Origin of the sequence: Alterirhizorhabdus solaris (assembly GCF_007785815.1) — a bacterium.
Taxonomy (GTDB): Bacteria; Pseudomonadota; Alphaproteobacteria; order Sphingomonadales; family Sphingomonadaceae; genus Alterirhizorhabdus; species Alterirhizorhabdus solaris.
Window position 1 is genome coordinate 44,601 of sequence record NZ_VNIM01000014.1, and the last position, 16,915, is coordinate 61,515.

Sequence of the window (16,915 nt, forward strand, 5' to 3'; positions counted from 1 at the left end):
GGAAACCCAGTGAAAGGCATTTTCGCACATTGAACTTGAACTATTATCGGGTCTCCGACGCTCTTGAAATATACCCGATACAGTCCGCTTTCTCGATTAATTTTTGCCCAATAAAGAGACTTCTCGTCTTTTTCCCAGTCGAGAACGATCTCGCGGTTGTTTACTGAGTAAATCGGAGTCGTTTCTCGACATTCATCCCTGCACCATCTCTTGTTCTGCAAGTTTATGCGCAGCACAGACTTATTTGGATGTTCGTTTGGCGACGAGCATGCCAGATTGAAAGCAAGCGCAGTGGCCGCAGCAAGCCACGCGCTCACTCCGGCTTCTCCACCGGCTTATACTTCACCAGCTTCTTCACCCGCTCGTCAAAGCGCGCCTCGTCGTCGTCGCACTCTAGAGCGCGAGCGGCTTCTTTGAATTTGTCGAGTTGGTTCGAACTAGTCGTCGGAGTCTTCATCATGATCGTCAACTCCAAGGTGTGCAAATTTCTTAGCGCTCTGAGCCGCGTTCTTTCCAACGGTATAGCAGTAGAGAGAGGTAGGTAGGATTAGTATCTTCCTGCCCTCTATGTAAACATCGTCCAAGGACACGGTCTTAGTCGTGAAAAACACAGCCCTTGTCTTCGGCTGTTTTGACAGCAATACTCTAAGATGTTTCAGCTCGACCTCTGGCTTTGCTGCGATCCGATCTGACCACTTTATCTCTCCAGCCCATTGCGCCTTCTGTTCGGCTTCGCTTATGGAGACAACGTCTACTTCACCGCCGCGCCATCTCGCATACCGCAAGTTGGAGAAAGACAAAGAATGCTGCCACTGACTAAATACGGCGGACTCTGCCAAGTGCCCGATCAGGGAGTGGTCCGTTTCCTTCGCTACCGTAAAAAGGGCGGCGCGCATCGAAGGGTTGCTGAGATAAACCTTGAAGTTCCTCTCTCGTTGCATTGATCGGCACGACTCGTTCACAGTGGGAAGCTTTATTATGAGGAACGCGCTTTCTAGATACTCGATGTAAGTTCGTACGATATTTTTTGATATACCTGACTCTTGGGAAATTCCCTCATAACTAGCCTCATGTCCCGCATTATATGCAAGGAACATAAACAACTTTTTCAACTCTTGAATGTTATTTATTCCGTACAAACTCGGCAAGTCGTTAAGAAGCACCTTCTCGACGATGTCGCTTCGTATAAAGCGGTCAGGATTTCTGCGCACTTCTTCGTTAAATACTGCCTCCGGGTAACCCCCATAATTCAGGTAATCGATAAACAACTTGTTCAATAATTGTATATTTTGACAGTGATACCATCCTCTGTGCTCACCCTGTTGCACGAGGTCTTTGTTGCCAGAGAAATCTACATATTCGCTGAACGTGAGTGGGGGCAAAACGAAGTCCGAGAAACGGCCAGCGCCAGACTCTTGGCTGCGAAGCTTTAAAGCTGCGGCGGCCGAGCCCGAGGCAACGAACCGGACGTTCGGATAGGTGTCTACAAGATCCTTTAAGTGAACCTGCCAGTCGCGAAGGTATTGTATCTCATCGAACATTATAAGGCATTGCTCTCCCCGCGAAGCGGGTAAGACCGCGTCGACGAAGAACGACAAAGGTTGGTTAGAGTACAGCGGTGTATCGATACTGGCATACAAAATGTTAGAGCCGGGCATCCCCTGCTCCAACGCCTTCGCTGCCAATTGTCGTATCATAACCGTCTTGCCAACTCGACGCGGTCCCATCAAGATTGCAGCGCGCTTGACCCTGAAGTTCAGAGCCAGTTTACAGAATGGCGCCAGGTAGACGCGCTCTGGGAGATTTGCCGTTGGTAACGAGCTGGGATCGTCGGAGTCCCACCACGGATTATCCAACGCTAACCGAGCATCAATGTCATCGCGAGAAATTTGAAGCATGCAAATAAGGTACCTTGCGGATGCTTAACCGTCAAACTCGACCAAACCGTTGATAAACAAGGGAAAATCGTGCGCACTTAAGATGCGCCTCTAGCCGTGTTTCGGCTTCGTTCGCCAGCGTGACCGATTTCGCGTCCCGCGAAGCACGCGGCCAACCTTAACCGTCGATGTCAGGTCTGCGGTAGGTCAGGCGCTTGCCGACGATGCCCCTGATCGCCTGATCGGCCCGCGCCGCATCGTTGAAGCCGGTGCGCTCGCGATGCGTGTAGCGGAAATCGAAGTCCGCCAGATAGCGGTGAAGGTGCTGCTCGCCGCAATGCTGGTAGACGCCCTTCATGCCACGCTTGAAGATCGAGAAACTGCCCTCGATCGTGTTCGTGTGAGCGATGCCGGCAACGTACTCTTCGGCGCTGTGGTTCACGACGCCATGGGCATGAAAATTGTCGCCGGCCTTGAGGTAGACGCCGCTATCATCGGTCATGACCATCGCTTCCTTGGCGATGTTCGCCTTGACGATCGGCATGATCGTGGCGGCATTCACGGCGTTGACGACAAACGAGCGCTTCTGAAGCAGGCGGAGACGGGCACGCCGGTGGCTGAAGTCATCCGAGCCGTCTCGTGGCAGATGTCGATCCCGCGCTCGAACAGCAGGCCCTCCACGTTGCGAAGCCACATTGGAAAGCGGCCTTACCTCAGCACCACCAGCCGGATCATCTCTGGTAACGGGTTGAAATAGCGGAACGGACTGGCTTGCGGGCCCGGAGCACGCCCTACTTTGCCTCGCTCACCTCCCGAGAACAGCCGGTGCATTTGGTTTGACAGAGCCCGCTGTACCCTAAGAGGAGAATCGTCTACGTCCAAGGGGAGCCGACGTTGCGGCGGCCCTTTCCTGCAGGCCAGATCGGGGTGCCGAGCCGGTGTTCCCCGACAAAGGGAGAATGCCGGTGGCTTATTATGAGGATCTCTCAGGCAAACTCTTCGATCTGGCGAACGGCGTCTTAGCGTTTCACGTCGCTCAATCACTTTTCTTCGTCACGGCCCTTTTTCGAAATGACAGACTCATGGCCTCCGTGGTTAGAGGAAGCCACTTCGTAGTCGGCGTGACGTTCGCCTTGGCCGTAATATATGCCGCGGCGGTGGTCGGTTGCTTTGAATTGGAGAGCCTCGCTCTCAACCAGCTAAGGGATGCAGCTGCCGCAAAGGACGTGGCTCGCTACGCCTGCATCGGTCGTGTTCTAGTCATCTTCGCCGTCTCAAGCATCGGCGCTCTGATCACCACTCGGATCGCAAACAAGGCAGCCTAACGCGTGGCGTGATAGCTTAGCTACCCGCAAAGCCGCGGGCGATGTTGGATAGGAACGAAGTCACGCGCCCCCGCTCTTCGGAGTTGCAGCCATGACATGCGGCTTCCGCATAAGCCGGCTGTGCGAAGGCCGAGAAGCCACTTGGCCGCTATTCAAGGACAGATGCTTGCTAAGTACAGTCTCACGACGAGTTCCAAGCACTGCGATGCGCGTGCTGAATGTTAAGGGGGAGGCCGTTTCCCCTGTTCTGGGGCGGATGATGGAGACCGCTCGGTCATGCCAACTCGGATGGTGAACCGACTGGAGCCACGCTCTTTGTTCAGCCTCTTGACGACGAACGCAGATGAGGCCTGCTTGAATGAGCACGGCCATTCTGGATCCTCTCGTGGCACCGTCGTACCTCCTCGATTCTTGTGCTTTACGGCAAAGGTAAAGCGTGTAATCTTCCTGATGCGCCTTCATGCAGCGAGACCCGTCTCGCATGCTTGGCGTTAGTTGGCGTAAGATTGCCTCCGACCCTCAAGAGCTATGCCGAAATCCCGTCTTAGCGGGTGCCGTGCGATTGTGTGAGGAGTCCGGACCGCAAACTGATTGCATCGCGTCCGCACACCTGCAGGAGAAAATCGTGGCCGATCAATGGACGACGCATCTGGCGGCGAAAGGTTACACCGGCATCGGGCTTCCTAGCCCCGAGTTTAGGCTGCTGACCCTCATCTTCGAGCGGGACGGCGCAAGGGGGCACGAGAATGCGTTCGAGCAACTTGCGCCGGGGATCGCCGTCAAGCTCCCGCAGCCCGAACAGAACGTCAACCTCCCGGCGATCGCCGGGGAGCGCACGCGCAGCGTGGATGTCGGCGCGGGCATCAAGATCCTAGCCGGGCTGATCGCTGCGCTCGGCGGGGGCACGTTGGGACTGGAGGCCGGCTTCAAGGCCGCGCGCAAGCTCACCTTCTCGTACGACGGCATTTCCAGCGAGACCCTGAACGCGGTGGCTTTGGAGCAGCACCTGAACGGAGTGGCGGTGCCCCAGCCGGGGCTGCTGCGCAGCTGGCTGGACGATCACCTTTATTTGATCACTTCAGTGCTCAGGGCCAGGAAGATCACGGTCACTGGCCATTCGGAACGCGATACGAACGCGAAAGTGGACGTGCCCGTGATTTCAGGCGCGGTGGGCGGTAGTCTCACAGTCAAGGCGGGCGGTGCTGACGACTCTACCGTGACGTTCGAGGGGACCACGGGCGTTCCGTTCGCGGCCAAGCTCTTCCAGCTGCAGAAGACCGGCAGCTCGAGTCAGGCCCGGCTCACCCTCAAGGCCACCAAGGTCGGCGGGGTCCAGATCCTATCCCAGGATAGCAGGGGGGCGGCCACCGAAGAGGAGTTCGAGGCGGAGCTTGCGCCCGCCGTCCTTGGCTGGGAGCCGGAGCGTGCGGTCGAGGAGTCCCAGTGAAGGCCTAAGCGACACGTCGGCGCCCGAGCCGACCCGTGCGAACTGAACCGGGGGGAGAAAGCATCGCCATGCCCAACCAGGAGCCTGCTGCGAGCGATGCCGCCAGACCTGTGAGTCCTCGGACAATCATCTATGTGCACGGCATCGCTAACAAGCCGCCTTCGTCGGTCCTGAAGTGCCAATGGGATACGGCCTTGTTCGGAGCAGAACTCGGTGATCGAAGCCGGATGTGCTACTGGGTCAACCGTGACTTCTACCCAGTGCCGCTCGACGAGACGTGCGGTGACCCCGACTTGGTGCGGGTGGACGATCAAGAGGTGTCCACCCGCGCCGTAATCGCGCTCGCTACCGCCGAACCGGGCACCGAAACTCTCGCCATTGAGCGCGAAGTGGAAGCTCTGGCGGACAATAATTCCGAACGCCGGCGCGTTCTCCAGCGCATCGCCGAGCGGGTCGTAGCCGGAGGCGACGAGTTCGGTGAGGGCGGCTCGGACCTGTTCGGCCCGGTCAGCGCCAAGGTGCTTCCGTTGCCCGCCTTCCTCCGTCGGATCCTGGCGGGCAAGCTGACCCGAGCATTTCTACGCGATGTCAACGATTTCCTGTACGTCGACGCGCGCCGCCATGCCATGCGCGAAGCCTTCCGCTCGCGCTTGGACAGTGGTGGCGGGCCCTTCGTGGTGGTCGCGCACAGCCAAGGCTCGATAATAGCCTACGACGTGCTGCGCGAACTCGATCCGGCCCGCTACGACGTTCCGCTGCTGCTCACGGTCGGATCGCCGCTCGGCATGCAGGAGGTGCAGGATGAGCTTCGCCGCTGGCATGAGGGTCCCTTGGTCCAGCCCGCCTGCGTCCGCAGATGGGTCAACATAGCCGATTGCCTCGATCCGGTCGCGATCGACTCCGACCTCCGCGGTGATTTCCCGGGGTCGCTCAAGAATGTGCGGGAATTCGGCCTCAACACGGACTCGCCGCGCCACCCGCATTCGGCCACTGGCTATCTAGCGACGCAGATCGTGCGCGACACGGTACTGGATGTCGTCGGGCCGGCGTTTGCGCAATCCATCGCGCCGTTCGTTATCGCCAAGGACTTGGTGTCTGCGATGGAGAACGCGCTTCCGCGTGAGCGGCAGCCCGTGCTGATCCAGCTGGTCAACGAGGATGCAGCATCGACCGCGACGCTGGACGAGGCAGCGAGTCTGGTCGAACACAAGATCCGCAAGCTGGTCGTCGACAGCGGCAGCGAGTGGGAGGATGCGCAATTCGATCGCCTGCGCCGCTTCGTATCTGCCAGGCTGACGCGCAAGGAAGTGGAGACCCTGCGCAGCTTGGACGAAGAGCTGTCGATCAAGGCCATGTGGCGCAATGCGGAGAAGCGGGCGCTAATTCACCGGTCGACCAACACGATCCAAGCGGCTCCGGCAAATCTCGGCTACGGTGCGAACGGACAGGGTATTGCCTGGGCCGTGCTCGACACAGGCATTGCCGCGGGTCACCCGCACTTCAATGCCTCGGCCACGAACCTCGTGGTCGAGCAATATGATTGCATGAGCGTCGGTCCTCCTCGCCTCATCCGTCCAAGTGAAAAGGAGTTCGCCCGCTTCGACGGGAACGGTCACGGGACGCATGTGGCGGCGATTATTGCCGGTGAGCACAATACCGGCACGAAGGCTGGAGTTGAGACCTTTCGCGGAATGGCGCCCCGCTGCCGCCTGTACGGGTTCAGGGTGCTGGCAAGGGACGGGAACGGCAGCGATGCGTCGATCATCAAGGCGTTGGACCAGGTTGCGCAGCTAAATGAGAATTCCAGCCGGCTAGTGATCCACGGGGTCAACCTCAGCCTCGGCGGGAGCTTCGACCCGAGCGTCTATAATTGCGGCCACACACCTTTGTGCCAAGAGATCAAGCGATTGTGGCGGCAGGGGGTGCTGGTTGTACTCGCCGCAGGCAACGAAGGCTATGTGGTGCTGCGATCTGAGGGCGGACTAGTGCAGGCGAACCTCGACCTGTCGATCGGAGATCCCGCGAATCTAGAGGAGGCGATCGCCGTCGGATCGGTGCACAAGACCAATCCGTATACCTATGGTATCTCGTTCTTCTCATCGCGCGGGCCCACTGCAGATGGGCGCGCAAAACCGGACGTGGTCGCGCCGGGCGAGCGAGTCCTCTCGGCCCGACACGACTGGATACACGGCGTGGAGGATGCTCCCGCGATTGACGATCTGTATGTCGAGCGGAGCGGCACGAGCATGGCCGCCCCCCACGTGTCCGGCCTGCTGGCCGCGTTCCTTTCAGCCCGGCGTGAATTCATTGGGGAGCCTGACCGCGTGAAGCGCTACCTGATGGGCGGCTGCATGGATCTCGGCCGTGATAAATACATGCAGGGAGCAGGACTGCCAAATCTGATCAAGATGCTGGCGCTGCAGGTAGGCTAGCAATGAGCCCTAAATAGCCCGGGAATACGCATGTTATGAACCTAGGGTCAGGACCCGTTGATATGAGTGTCGCGATCTGATTCAGGCTCCGTGAGTAAACTGGCATGAGCAACCTGTACTGGCTGACCAACGAGCTGATGGCGCGCCTTCGGCCGTACTTTCCCAAGAACCATGGCAGGCCGCGCGTCGATGACCGGCGAGTGCTGAGCGACATAGTTTTCGTCAATCGCAACGCCCTGCGCTGGTGTGATGCGCCAAAGGATTACGGCCCGCACAAGACGCTCTACAACCGGTGAAAGCGATGGGGAGAAAAGGGTGTCTTCCTCCAGATGATGGAGGGGCTGGCTGCAGCAAGCCTCCACAAATCACCGCTTCATCCCGTTCGGGCGTTCCTTCACTGACCGGATATGATCGTGCATGCTCTCCAGCTTGGCGAGCGCGCCTCCCACGCGCCGGTTCATCAGCAGGATGGCGTTAGCGTTGGCCGGGTCTATCCGGCGGCTCGACATCACCCGCTCCGTTATCTCGTGCGTGGTAATGATGTTCACGGTTGTGAGCGTGTCGAGAAGAAAGCAAGATAGCTCGCCCCAAAACCCGCGAGAAATTTCGACGCGCCATATCCCGTCCAACAGGAGACTGGCAGAGGGAAGGCCACCCAAGCAACCAAATAGCCAAAATGGGGCCGAGAGTGGGGCCCAAATTTCACAAACTTAATTTTCCGCTATCTATTAGCTACTTGAACAAGGTCGCTGGCGGAGAGGGTGGGATTCGAACCCACGGTGAGCTTGCACCCACAACGGTTTTCGAGACCGTCCCAATCGACCACTCTGGCACCTCTCCGCAAAGCGAGGCCGGCTGGGGAGCCGGGGCCGATCGATGAGCGGCGCTGTTAGCCGAACCGAAACCGCTTGCCAAGCATGAGCTTGCCTCCCGGGCCGGCGAGACTAAATAAGGGCGATGAACCACGCGATGCCCCTTCCCTACGGTACGCGCTCCGTCTCGGATGCGCCGACGATCGCCCACGCGCAGTTTTCGATCGGCGACGTCGTGCGGCATCGCCTGCTGGAGTTTCGCGGCGTCGTGTTCGATGTCGATCCGGTCTTCGCCAACAGCGAGGAATGGTACGACGCGATCCCCGCCGACGTGCGCCCGCGCCGGGACCAGCCCTTCTACCACCTGCTCGCCGAAAATGCGGACAGCACCTATGTCGCCTACGTGAGCCAGCAGAATCTGGAGCATGACGAGAGCGAGGAGCCGATCGAGCATCCGGCGATCTCCGGCCTGTTCGATGAGTTTCACGACGGCCGTTATGCCCTGAAGCGTGAGCACCGCCACTAGGGTCGGCCGCACGGGGTCGCGTCGGTCCGCAGGCGTTGCGATCGTCCTCGTGCCGAGCGAAGGCGGGACAGCCTACGACCGCCGTTTCGCGACATCAGGCATCAGCCACCGCGTGGCCCCGCGAGTTCGCTGGGAAAGGCAACCGATTTTCCCGTGATCTGCGCCTGAGCGCAGCCCAGTGTCGGGATTATCGCCAAACAGGAAACGGGCCGCCTCACGATCGTGAGGCGGCCCGTTCTGTGCGGGGAGGGGGCGCCCCCTCCCCCGACTCAGAAGCGCGCGGTGGCGCGGGCGTAGAGGTAGCGGCCGTTGAAGCCGAACGGCGAGAAGGCGGACCACGGCGCGACATAGTTGGTCGACGGGAAATACACGTTGGCGCCGTTCGTAGCGCTTACCCCGGCAAGGCCGGTCGGCACCTTGGTGGGGTACACGTCGAACACGTTGTTCGCGCCGATCGCCAGCTCATATTTCTCGTTCAGCGTGGCGCGCAGCTCGAAGTCGGTCACCCACTTGGCCTTCAGCTCAAGGTCGTTGAACACGCCGCTGCCGCTCGGCCCCAGCTCGCCGCCGGCGGCCAGCACCTTGCCGTAGCGGGTGGTGCGGGCGGTGATGCCCAGCCAGTCGCGATCGAAATCGGCCGAGAAGTTCACCTTGGTGCGCGGCTGGCCGTCGGTCAGGCGCAGCCGCTCCTGCCGGCCGAACAGGATGATGCCGGGCACGTTGGCCAGCGGGCCGGGGGCGGCCAGCACCTTCTTCACCTTGGTTTTGTTGTAGTTGAAGCCGGCGGTCAGGTTCAGCCGGCCCTCGGCCACGTCGATCCGGTAGGTGCCCACCGCATCCAGGCCGCGCGTGCGCGTATCGAGGCCGTTGACGAAGAAGCGCGCGGCGTTGGTGTTGTTGAAGCCCGCCCCGTCGAGGATGCGCGCGATCGCGGCCCCCGCGCCGGTGGCGCCCGCCGCGCGGTTGGCGGTGAGGTTCTCGGTCACCACGATGCGGTCGTCGATCGATACCTGATAGACGTCCACCGTCACGTTCAGCCGCGAAACCGCGTCGAAGACGAAGCCGGCCGAATAGGAGACCGAGGTTTCGGGATCGAGCGCGGTCGCACCCAGCGCGGTGGCGATCGGGTTGTCCACCGGCAGCGTCACCGTCTCCAGCAGCACGCCGTTGACGTTGTTGGTCGCCTGCGCCGCATAGAACTGCTGCTGGAGCGAGGGCGCGCGGAAGCCGGTGGAGGCGGCCCCGCGGATCGCGAAGCCCTTCACCAGCTCCAGCCGGGCGGCGGCCTTGCCGTTGAAGTCCGATCCAAAGTCCGAATAGTCCTCGTAGCGGCCGGCCAGTTGCACGTTGAAGCGGTCGCTCACGTCGGCGTCCAGCTCGACATAGGCGGACACGTTGTCGCGCGACCGCAGCTGGTCCACCCGCTGCCCGCCGATCACCGGGGCGAAGCCGGGAAACCCCTGCGCGCCCGAAGCGCCGCCGAAGGTGCCGCCGGCATAGCTGCCCGGCGTGCCCGCCTTGATCTGGAACGTCTCGCGGCGATATTCGAGGCCGCCGGCCACGCTGAACTTGGAGAGGAAGCCGACGGCGATCTCGCGGTTCACGTCCAGGTTCGCGGTCGTCTGGCTGTATTGCAGCTGGCCCGCGTCGAACGCCTGCGGGCTGGTCGGCCCGAACGAGCGGTTCAGCGTGTCGGAGATGAAGAAGTCGATGCGGTTGCGCGCCGCCCCGCCGGACAGGTCGTAGTTCCAGCCGCCCACTTCGCCCCGCACGCCGGCGTTGCCGGAGATGTCGTACAGCGCGGTGTTGATGACCGGCAGGAAGCCGTCGGGGTAGATCGCGGCGATGTTGCGCCCGTCGGCCGCCAGCGGGCGGCGGAAGAAGGCGGCGCTGGCGCCATCGCGGAAGTTGTAGCTGCCGAACGCATACAGCTCGATCCCGTCGGTGATCGGGGCGCCCGCGTTGACGAACAGCTTCATGTCCTTGGTGTCGGCATCGCCATAGAGGTGGTTGAGGCGGTTGACCGTGAACTCGCGCGAATCGACGAGGCCGCCGATGCGGTCGTACTGCTGCCGCGGATCGTAGCCGGTGCGGTTGGTCGGGTTGCGATCCTGATATTCGGCCGAGACGTCGAGATAGCCCTCCTCGCCGATCGGCAGGCCCACGGGGCCGGCCACCGTCACGGTGCGGCCGTCGTCGACGTGGCGGTCCTTGCCGGTGGTGGTGGTGTTGAACACGCCGTTGGTGAGGCTGGTGGCCTCCGGCGCCAGCGTCGGCTGGCCCGCGCCGTTCACCGCCAGGCCGGTAAAGCCTTCGATGCCGTTCACATGGCTTTCGTAGCGGCCGTAGGTGATGGTGGCGCGGCCGCTGAAATCGCGCTTGTTGGCCAGCTGGAAGTTGATGACGCCGGCGATCGCATCGGAGCCGTATTGCGCGGCCGCGCCGTCGCGCAGTACCTCGACGCGGCCGAGCGCGATCGACGGGATCAGGTTGATGTCCACCGCCGAGGAGCCGCGCCCGACCGAACCGTTGATGTTGAGCAGCGCGGTGGTGTGGCGGCGCTTGCCGTTGATGAGGACCAGCGTCTGATCGGGGCTGAGGCCGCGCAGCGTGGCCGGGCGCACCGTATCGGTACCGTCAGTGATCGAGGGCTGGGGGAAGTTGAAGCTGGGCACCAGCGTGTTCAGCAGCTTGTTCGTCTCGGTATAGCCGTTGGTCTGCAGGGCGGCGGCGGTGATGACGTCGACCGGCACCGGGCTGTCGGCGACGGTGCGGTCGGTGCGGCGGGTGCCGGTGACGATGATCGTCTCGCTCGGCGAATCGCTGCCCTCGCTGTCGGCAACGCCGGGGGCGATCGCGGTTTCCTGCGCCGCTGCCGTAGCGGAAACGAATGCGGCGAGCGACACCGACGCGGCCAGCGCCGCCTTCAAGATGGTCATTGCTTTCTCCCTGCACGGCCCTGCCCCGGGCCATCCGTCGTCAGGGAGCATGGCCGCAGGCGTCGTCGCCACCGTAAACTGCTGGCGGACAACACAATCCCGCGCCGTGTAGCGATCGTGCAACAAATCCGACATAAACCTGGCACCGCCGGATCGGGTGATCGGAGGCCGCGTGATTGACTCGGGCAGACGTCTCGCATAACAGCGCCATCTTCCCGCGCGGAGTGTCGGGCCGTGGCATGTCGCCGTGGTCCGGTCGGTTCGTGCGGATCGTCTTTCAGGAAGTGATGAGGCCCATGTTCGCTATCGTGCGCACGGGCGGCAAGCAGTATCGCGTTGCCGCCGGAGACAAGATCGTCGTCGAGAAGATCGCGGGTGACGCGGGATCGACCGTGTCGCTCGGCGACGTGCTGTTCGCCGGCAACAACGGTGAAGTGCAGGACGTGGCGGGTCTGACCGTCTCGGCCGAGATCATCGCGCAGGCGAAGGCCGACAAGGTCATCGTCTTCAAGAAGCGTCGTCGTCACAACTACCGCCGCAAGAACGGCCATCGCCAGCAGCACACCATCCTGCGCATCACCGCGATCGGCGATCACAAGGCGGAAACGAAGGCCCGGGCGGAAGCGCCGGTGGCCGCGGAAGCCTGAGGAGTAACGGACAATGGCACATAAGAAAGCAGGCGGCTCCTCGCGCAACGGTCGCGATTCGGCCGGTCGGCGCCTCGGCGTCAAGAAGTTCGGCGGTCAGGAAGTGATCGGCGGCAACATCATCATCCGCCAGCGCGGCACCCGCGTGTACCCGGGCCGCAATGTCGGCATGGGCAAGGATCACACGCTGTTCGCGCTCGTCGAAGGCCGCGTGGCCTTCCATCAGGGCAAGCTCGGCCGCAAATATGTGCGCGTCGATGCGGCCAACGATGGCGCCAACGACAATGGGGCGGCCCTCGAAGCCGCCGAATAACGGGCGAACCGATTGTCGGGTCGCCTGATGGGCGACCCGAAGATCCGCCACGGCGGATCGTGAGGGAGACGGGTCGCACCGGCTCCCTTTTTGCTGTCTCCCTCATGGCCGCTTGCAGGCTGTCGCGCCGCTGTAACCCGATTGAGGCATGGCGCCCGGCACGAAGGAGATGAATGCGATGTTCGCACGTACCGAGCGGCTGATGCTGCGCCCCGGCTGGATCGAGGATGCGCCCGCGCTGGCCCATGCCATCGGGGACGAAGCGGTCGTCCGCAATCTGGCGCGCGCGCCGTGGCCCTATGGCGTACGCGATGCCGAGGCCTTCCTGCGCGACGGCACGCGGCATGGCCCGCTGCCCGATCTGCTGATCTTCGCCCGCACCTGGGGATCACCGCGCCTCGTCGGCGGAATCGGGCTGACCCCCACGGCGGCGGGCGAGGCGGAACTCGGCTACTGGATCGCGCGGCCCTACTGGGGTCTCGGCTTCGCCACGGAAGCCGGGCGCGCCGTGGTGGCGCTGGCGCATCAGAGCCTGCGGGTGCCGCGGCTGACCGCCCACTGCCACCTGGACAACCCTGCTTCCAGCCATGTCCTGCGCAAGCTGGGCTTCACCGTCACCGGCCGGGTGTCGATGCGCGCCTGCCATGCGCGCGGCGGGCTGGTGCCCAGCGCCGGGTATGCGCGCGAGGACGATGCGATTCTGATCGACACCGCCCGCGCGCCTCGCCTCGCCGCCTGAAGGGCGGCGGGCGGCGGATCAGGCCGCCAGCGGCAGACGGGCATCCTGATACGCACTGTCGGCGGCGGCGATCAGCGCGCGATCGTCGTGCCGCCACGGGTGGAAGCCCGGGAGGAAGAAGGCGCCCCACGCCCCCATGATCCGCCGCATCATGCCCGGCCGGGCGAAGGCGAACCACGCCATACGCGCCCACACGCGCGGCCCGGTCAGCCCGTCCTGCCGCAGCAGATCGAGAATGCCGGCGGTGCGATCGACCAGGAAGTTGCGCGTCACCAGCAGCATCACCTTGCTCTTCACCGACCAGCGTTTGAACCGCGGCCAGTCCTTCGTGGCGTGCAGCCAGGTGTCGTAGGCGACGCCCTTGTGCTCGATCTCCTCGATCGAGTGCCAGCGCCACAGCGCGGCAGACTCGGCATCCGCCGCCGCCAGATGACGCGGGTCAGCCAGCAGCGCGTGAGCGAGGATCGCGGTGAAATGCTCCAGCGCCATCGTCGCGGCGAGGCTTGCGATCGGCGGCTTGGCCCGCACGAAGGCGAGCCGCTCGTCCACCGCCGCTTCCAGCCGCGACACGTCGTAGCCGGCCTCCGCCACGCGGCGGTTGAACGCCACATGTTCGCGGCTGTGCAGCACCTCCTGCCTGGTGAAGGCCGCGATCTCGCCGGCCAGCCGGGCGGGGGTGCCGTCGCGGAAATGGCGAACGCTCTCCACGAAAAACGCCTCGCCCTTGGGGAAGGTGACGGACAGCGCGTTGTAGAAGGCGGTTGCCACGGGATCGCCGCCCAGCCACCACCGCGCGGTGCGCGCGCCCCTGCCGAAACGGCGGTCGCGCGGGCGAATGGCGAGATCGGGAGGGGTGAAGTCACGCATGTCTGTCTCCAATCCTCCCTTATGTGCGCGGTACTGACAAGAATGTCAATAACACGGACCCGCCTTACCCCCGCCGCCAGCCGCGAGGCCGCGCTGGAGGCGGCACGCGTGCTGCTGATCGAGCAGGGCCCGCAGGCGGTGACGCTGAAGGCGGTGGCGGCGCGCGTCGGCCGCACCCACGGCAACCTGCTGCACCACTTCGGCTCGGCGGCCGGGCTGCAACGCGCGCTCACCGCCAGCCTGGCCGAACGAATCACCGCCGGCATCGGCGAGGCGGTGCGCCGTGCGCGCGCCGGCGAGGCGGACCCCCGGCTGATCGTGGACCTCACCTTCGATGCGTTCGGGCGCGAGGGCGGCGGCGCGCTCGCCTCCTGGGCGATCCTGTCGGGCGATCGCGCCGCGCTCGACCCGATCGTGACGGCCACTCGTCAGCTCGTCGACCAGCTCGGCCCGCACGAGGGGCGGCCGGTGGAGGCGATCACGCTCACGCTGGTGCTCACCGCGCTGGGCGATGCGCTGATGGGGGGCGAGATGGCGCAGGCGCTGGGCCTGCCGCGCGAGGCGGCGCGGGCGATGGCGACCGAACGCCTGCTCGCGCTTGCCACCGGCCCCGGTGCGGCCCCCGCATCGGGCTTTGCGCCGGACAAGGATAAGTAGCCACCGCGCGGGGTGACCTTTTCGCGATTTCGTCTATACGGCGCGCCATGCATTTCCTCGATCAAGCAAAGATCTTCGTCCGCTCGGGCGCGGGCGGCCAGGGCGCGGTGTCGTTCCGGCGCGAGAAATATATCGAATATGGCGGACCGGACGGCGGCAACGGCGGCAAGGGCGGCGACATCGTGTTCGAGGCGGTGGGCGGCCTGAACACGCTCATCGACTTCCGCTACACCCAGCATTTCCGCGCGCCCCGCGGCAAGGGCGGCTCCGGATCGAACCGCACCGGGGCGGGCGGCGAGGATCTCGTCATCCGCGTGCCGGTAGGCACGCAGGTGCTGTCGGACGACAAGGAGACGGTGCTGCTCGATCTGACGCGGATCGGCCAGCGCGAGATCTTCTTTCCCGGCGGCGACGGCGGACGCGGCAACGCCAGCTACAAGACCTCGACCAACCGCGCGCCGCGCCAGCACGGCACCGGCTGGCCCTATCAGGAAGCCTATGTATGGCTGCGGCTGAAGCTGCTGGCCGACGCCGGGCTAGTGGGGCTGCCCAACGCCGGCAAGTCCACCTTCATCAACGCCGTGACCAACGCCAACGCCAAGGTGGGTGATTATCCGTTCACCACCATCCGCCCGCAGCTGGGCGTGGTGACGCGCCACAGCCGCGAGTTCGTGATCGCCGACATTCCCGGGCTGATCGAGGGGGCCGCCGACGGTGCGGGCATCGGCGATCGCTTCCTCGGCCATATCGAGCGGTGCCGCGTGCTGCTGCATCTGGTGGATGCCACCGGCGAGGATCCGGTCGGCGCGTATCGCACGGTGCAGGAGGAGCTGGATATCTACGGCGCCGGCCTGTCCGAAAAGCCACAGGTGCTGGCGCTGAACAAGGTGGACGCACTGGAGCCGAAGGAAGTCGCCAGGATCGCGCGCAAGCTGGCCAGGGCGGCGGGCGGCGACGAGGTACTGCTGCTGTCGGGCGCGGGCGGCGCGGGGATCGACGACGTGCTCGACCGGCTGGTCGCGGCGATCGGCCCGGCCGAGGCGACCAGCGTCGAGGCGACGGCCTCGGCCGAAGGCGATGCCGCCGAGCCGGTGCCGTGGTCGCCGATCTGATTCGGGCACATTGTTTTTAAGAACCATTCTCACTAACAGGTCGCGGTGCGGCCGATACGGCGGAACGGCAAGGGACGTGAAGGCATGACGACTGACAGCATCGGCGCGGCGCAGACGCTCACCCCGTCGAACAGCCTGACGGTGGAGACGGTGCTGTCCGTCCACCACTGGAACGAGCATCTGTTCAGCTTCAAGATCACCCGGCCGGCCAGCTTCCGCTTCCGCTCGGGCGAGTTCGTGATGATCGGCCTGCCCGGCGACAACAAGCCGCTGCTCCGCGCCTATTCGATCGCCAGCCCGGCGTGGGCGGAGGAGCTGGAGTTCCTCTCGATCAAGGTGCCGGACGGGCCGCTGACCTCGAAGCTGCAGCAGATCCAGCCGGGCGACCAGATGTACCTCGGCCGCAAGCCCACCGGCACGCTGGTGGCCGATGCGCTGCTGCCCGGCAAGCGGTTGTTCCTGCTCTCCACCGGCACCGGCCTCGGCCCGTTCCTCAGCCTGATCCGCGATCCGGATATCTACGAGATGTTCTCGCAGGTGTGCGTCGTCCATTCGGTGCGGCGGGTGAGCGATCTGGCCTTCCGTGACGATCTGGAAAGCCAGCTGGCCGGCGATCCGCTGGTGCAGGACGAGGCGCTGCTGAAGCTCAGCTATCTGCCCACGGTGACGCGCGAGCCGTTCCGCACGACCGAGCGGATCGGAACGCTGATCGAGAACGGCGGGCTGTTCGCCGGCATGGAGGGCGAAAGCCGGCTGGACCCGGAGACCGACCGGGTGATGATGTGCGGCAGCATGGAGATGATCAAGGAGCTGGCCGCCACGCTGGAGGCGGCCGGGTTCGAGGAAGGCTCCAACGCCAAGCCCGGCGCCTATGTGATCGAGCGCGCCTTCGTCGGCTGAGGTTTGACGCCGGGGCGGCGGGGACCGCCGGGTGAGGCTCGACCCGCCCGGTCCACCCGCGTAAGGCAGCGCGCATCATGCCCGCCACCCGCTTCACCCCCGCCGCCTGCGCGCGGCTCGTCGTCAAGATCGGCTCCGCCCTGCTCGTCGATGGCGGCGGGCGGGTGCGGCGGGGATTGCCGGGCGGGGGGGTCCCCCCGAATCTCCCCGCGCCGCCCCCCCCGGGGACGATGCTCGTCGGGTGCCCTCCGGCGTAGCCCGCTCGGGCCCGGCGCCGGGGGGGGTGCCCAAACTGCCGCGCCGCCACGCGGGAGCGGGCACA

The 16,915-nt window shown here is 64.0% G+C and carries 16 protein-coding genes, 1 tRNA gene and 2 pseudogenes; 11 read left to right on the forward strand and 8 right to left on the reverse strand.

Translation table 11 applies throughout. From position 1 onward, the window contains the following. Positions 1 to 313: 313 nt before the first annotated feature. The 4 genes and pseudogenes from FOY91_RS21565 to FOY91_RS22775 form a co-directional block, all read right to left on the reverse strand. On the reverse strand, positions 314 to 460 hold the full coding sequence (locus FOY91_RS21565; RefSeq protein ID WP_162527142.1) for a hypothetical protein: 147 nt from the start codon (positions 458 to 460) through the stop codon (positions 314 to 316). Continuing rightward, positions 438 to 1,898: an ATP-binding protein gene (locus FOY91_RS05515; protein WP_145148960.1), complete on the reverse strand. Its 1,461-nt coding sequence runs from the start codon at positions 1,896 to 1,898 to the stop codon at positions 438 to 440. Before FOY91_RS05515 ends, FOY91_RS21565 begins: the two co-directional genes overlap by 23 nt. A gap of 157 nt (positions 1,899 to 2,055) precedes the next feature. Beyond that, a complete protein-coding gene (locus FOY91_RS05520; protein WP_420822859.1) occupies positions 2,056 to 2,571 on the reverse strand; it encodes an IS1595 family transposase in 516 nt (171 codons plus the stop codon). After that, positions 2,502 to 2,708 (reverse strand): annotated as a pseudogene (locus FOY91_RS22775) (hypothetical protein); the annotation flags it as partial. The pseudogene FOY91_RS22775 and the gene FOY91_RS05520, both read right to left, overlap by 70 nt. Before the next feature lie 134 nt (positions 2,709 to 2,842). On the opposite strand from FOY91_RS22775, the gene FOY91_RS05530 reads away from it, so the two are divergent. The 4 genes and pseudogenes from FOY91_RS05530 to FOY91_RS05545 all read left to right on the forward strand — a co-directional run. Continuing rightward, a complete protein-coding gene (locus tag FOY91_RS05530; protein ID WP_145148964.1) occupies positions 2,843 to 3,202 on the forward strand; it encodes a hypothetical protein in 360 nt (119 codons plus the stop codon). A gap of 625 nt (positions 3,203 to 3,827) precedes the next feature. Continuing rightward, on the forward strand, positions 3,828 to 4,649 hold the full coding sequence (locus tag FOY91_RS05535) for a gasdermin (RefSeq protein ID WP_145148966.1): 822 nt from the start codon (positions 3,828 to 3,830) through the stop codon (positions 4,647 to 4,649). Between the two features lie 68 nt (positions 4,650 to 4,717). Continuing rightward, on the forward strand, positions 4,718 to 7,081 hold the full coding sequence (locus tag FOY91_RS05540; RefSeq protein ID WP_145148968.1) for a S8 family peptidase: 2,364 nt from the start codon (positions 4,718 to 4,720) through the stop codon (positions 7,079 to 7,081). A 104-nt stretch (positions 7,082 to 7,185) separates the two neighbouring features. Beyond that, positions 7,186 to 7,374: pseudogene (locus FOY91_RS05545) on the forward strand (transposase); the annotation flags it as partial. Positions 7,375 to 7,446: 72 nt separating this feature from the next. Here FOY91_RS05545 and FOY91_RS05550 read toward each other — a convergent pair. Then, a complete protein-coding gene (locus FOY91_RS05550; RefSeq protein WP_145148970.1) occupies positions 7,447 to 7,629 on the reverse strand; it encodes a hypothetical protein in 183 nt (60 codons plus the stop codon). 202 nt (positions 7,630 to 7,831) lie between these two features. Continuing rightward, positions 7,832 to 7,921: transfer RNA gene (locus tag FOY91_RS05555), tRNA-Ser, on the reverse strand. Between the two features lie 129 nt (positions 7,922 to 8,050). Here FOY91_RS05555 and hspQ point away from each other — a divergent pair. Next, the gene (hspQ, locus tag FOY91_RS05560) at positions 8,051 to 8,419 is read left to right on the forward strand and encodes a heat shock protein HspQ (RefSeq protein ID WP_238995268.1); all 369 of its coding nucleotides are present in this window, start codon (positions 8,051 to 8,053) and stop codon (positions 8,417 to 8,419) included. A gap of 269 nt (positions 8,420 to 8,688) precedes the next feature. On the opposite strand, the gene FOY91_RS05565 is transcribed toward hspQ, so the two are convergent. Further along, positions 8,689 to 11,358 carry a TonB-dependent receptor plug domain-containing protein gene (locus tag FOY91_RS05565; RefSeq protein WP_162527144.1) on the reverse strand — a complete coding sequence of 890 codons (2,670 nt, stop codon included), beginning with the start codon at positions 11,356 to 11,358 and terminating at the stop codon, positions 8,689 to 8,691. A gap of 296 nt (positions 11,359 to 11,654) precedes the next feature. Between FOY91_RS05565 and rplU the strand changes: the two genes are divergently transcribed. The 3 genes from rplU to FOY91_RS05580 all read left to right on the forward strand — a co-directional run bounded on the left by rplU (position 11,655) and on the right by FOY91_RS05580 (position 13,057). Then, on the forward strand, positions 11,655 to 12,005 hold the full coding sequence (gene rplU, locus FOY91_RS05570; protein WP_145148976.1) for a 50S ribosomal protein L21: 351 nt from the start codon (positions 11,655 to 11,657) through the stop codon (positions 12,003 to 12,005). A 13-nt stretch (positions 12,006 to 12,018) separates the two neighbouring features. Next, positions 12,019 to 12,318: a 50S ribosomal protein L27 gene (gene rpmA / locus FOY91_RS05575; protein WP_145148978.1), complete on the forward strand. Its 300-nt coding sequence runs from the start codon at positions 12,019 to 12,021 to the stop codon at positions 12,316 to 12,318. Positions 12,319 to 12,496: 178 nt separating this feature from the next. After that, a complete protein-coding gene (locus tag FOY91_RS05580; protein WP_145148979.1) occupies positions 12,497 to 13,057 on the forward strand; it encodes a GNAT family N-acetyltransferase in 561 nt (186 codons plus the stop codon). Positions 13,058 to 13,075: 18 nt separating this feature from the next. Here the strand turns inward: FOY91_RS05580 and FOY91_RS05585 are convergent, their stop codons facing one another. Next, positions 13,076 to 13,924 carry a metal-dependent hydrolase gene (locus FOY91_RS05585; protein ID WP_145148981.1) on the reverse strand — a complete coding sequence of 283 codons (849 nt, stop codon included), beginning with the start codon at positions 13,922 to 13,924 and terminating at the stop codon, positions 13,076 to 13,078. 42 nt (positions 13,925 to 13,966) lie between these two features. Between FOY91_RS05585 and FOY91_RS05590 the strand changes: the two genes are divergently transcribed. The 3 genes from FOY91_RS05590 (at position 13,967) to FOY91_RS05600 (ending at position 16,593) form a co-directional block, all read left to right on the forward strand. Further along, positions 13,967 to 14,581 (forward strand): TetR family transcriptional regulator, encoded by a 615-nt coding sequence (locus tag FOY91_RS05590; RefSeq protein ID WP_145148983.1) that lies wholly within the window; start codon positions 13,967 to 13,969, stop codon positions 14,579 to 14,581. Positions 14,582 to 14,628: 47 nt separating this feature from the next. Next, a complete protein-coding gene (gene obgE / locus FOY91_RS05595) occupies positions 14,629 to 15,693 on the forward strand; it encodes a GTPase ObgE (protein WP_145148985.1) in 1,065 nt (354 codons plus the stop codon). 84 nt (positions 15,694 to 15,777) lie between these two features. Then, positions 15,778 to 16,593 carry a ferredoxin--NADP reductase gene (locus FOY91_RS05600; RefSeq protein WP_145148987.1) on the forward strand — a complete coding sequence of 272 codons (816 nt, stop codon included), beginning with the start codon at positions 15,778 to 15,780 and terminating at the stop codon, positions 16,591 to 16,593. The last annotated feature ends 322 nt before the right edge of the window (positions 16,594 to 16,915 follow it).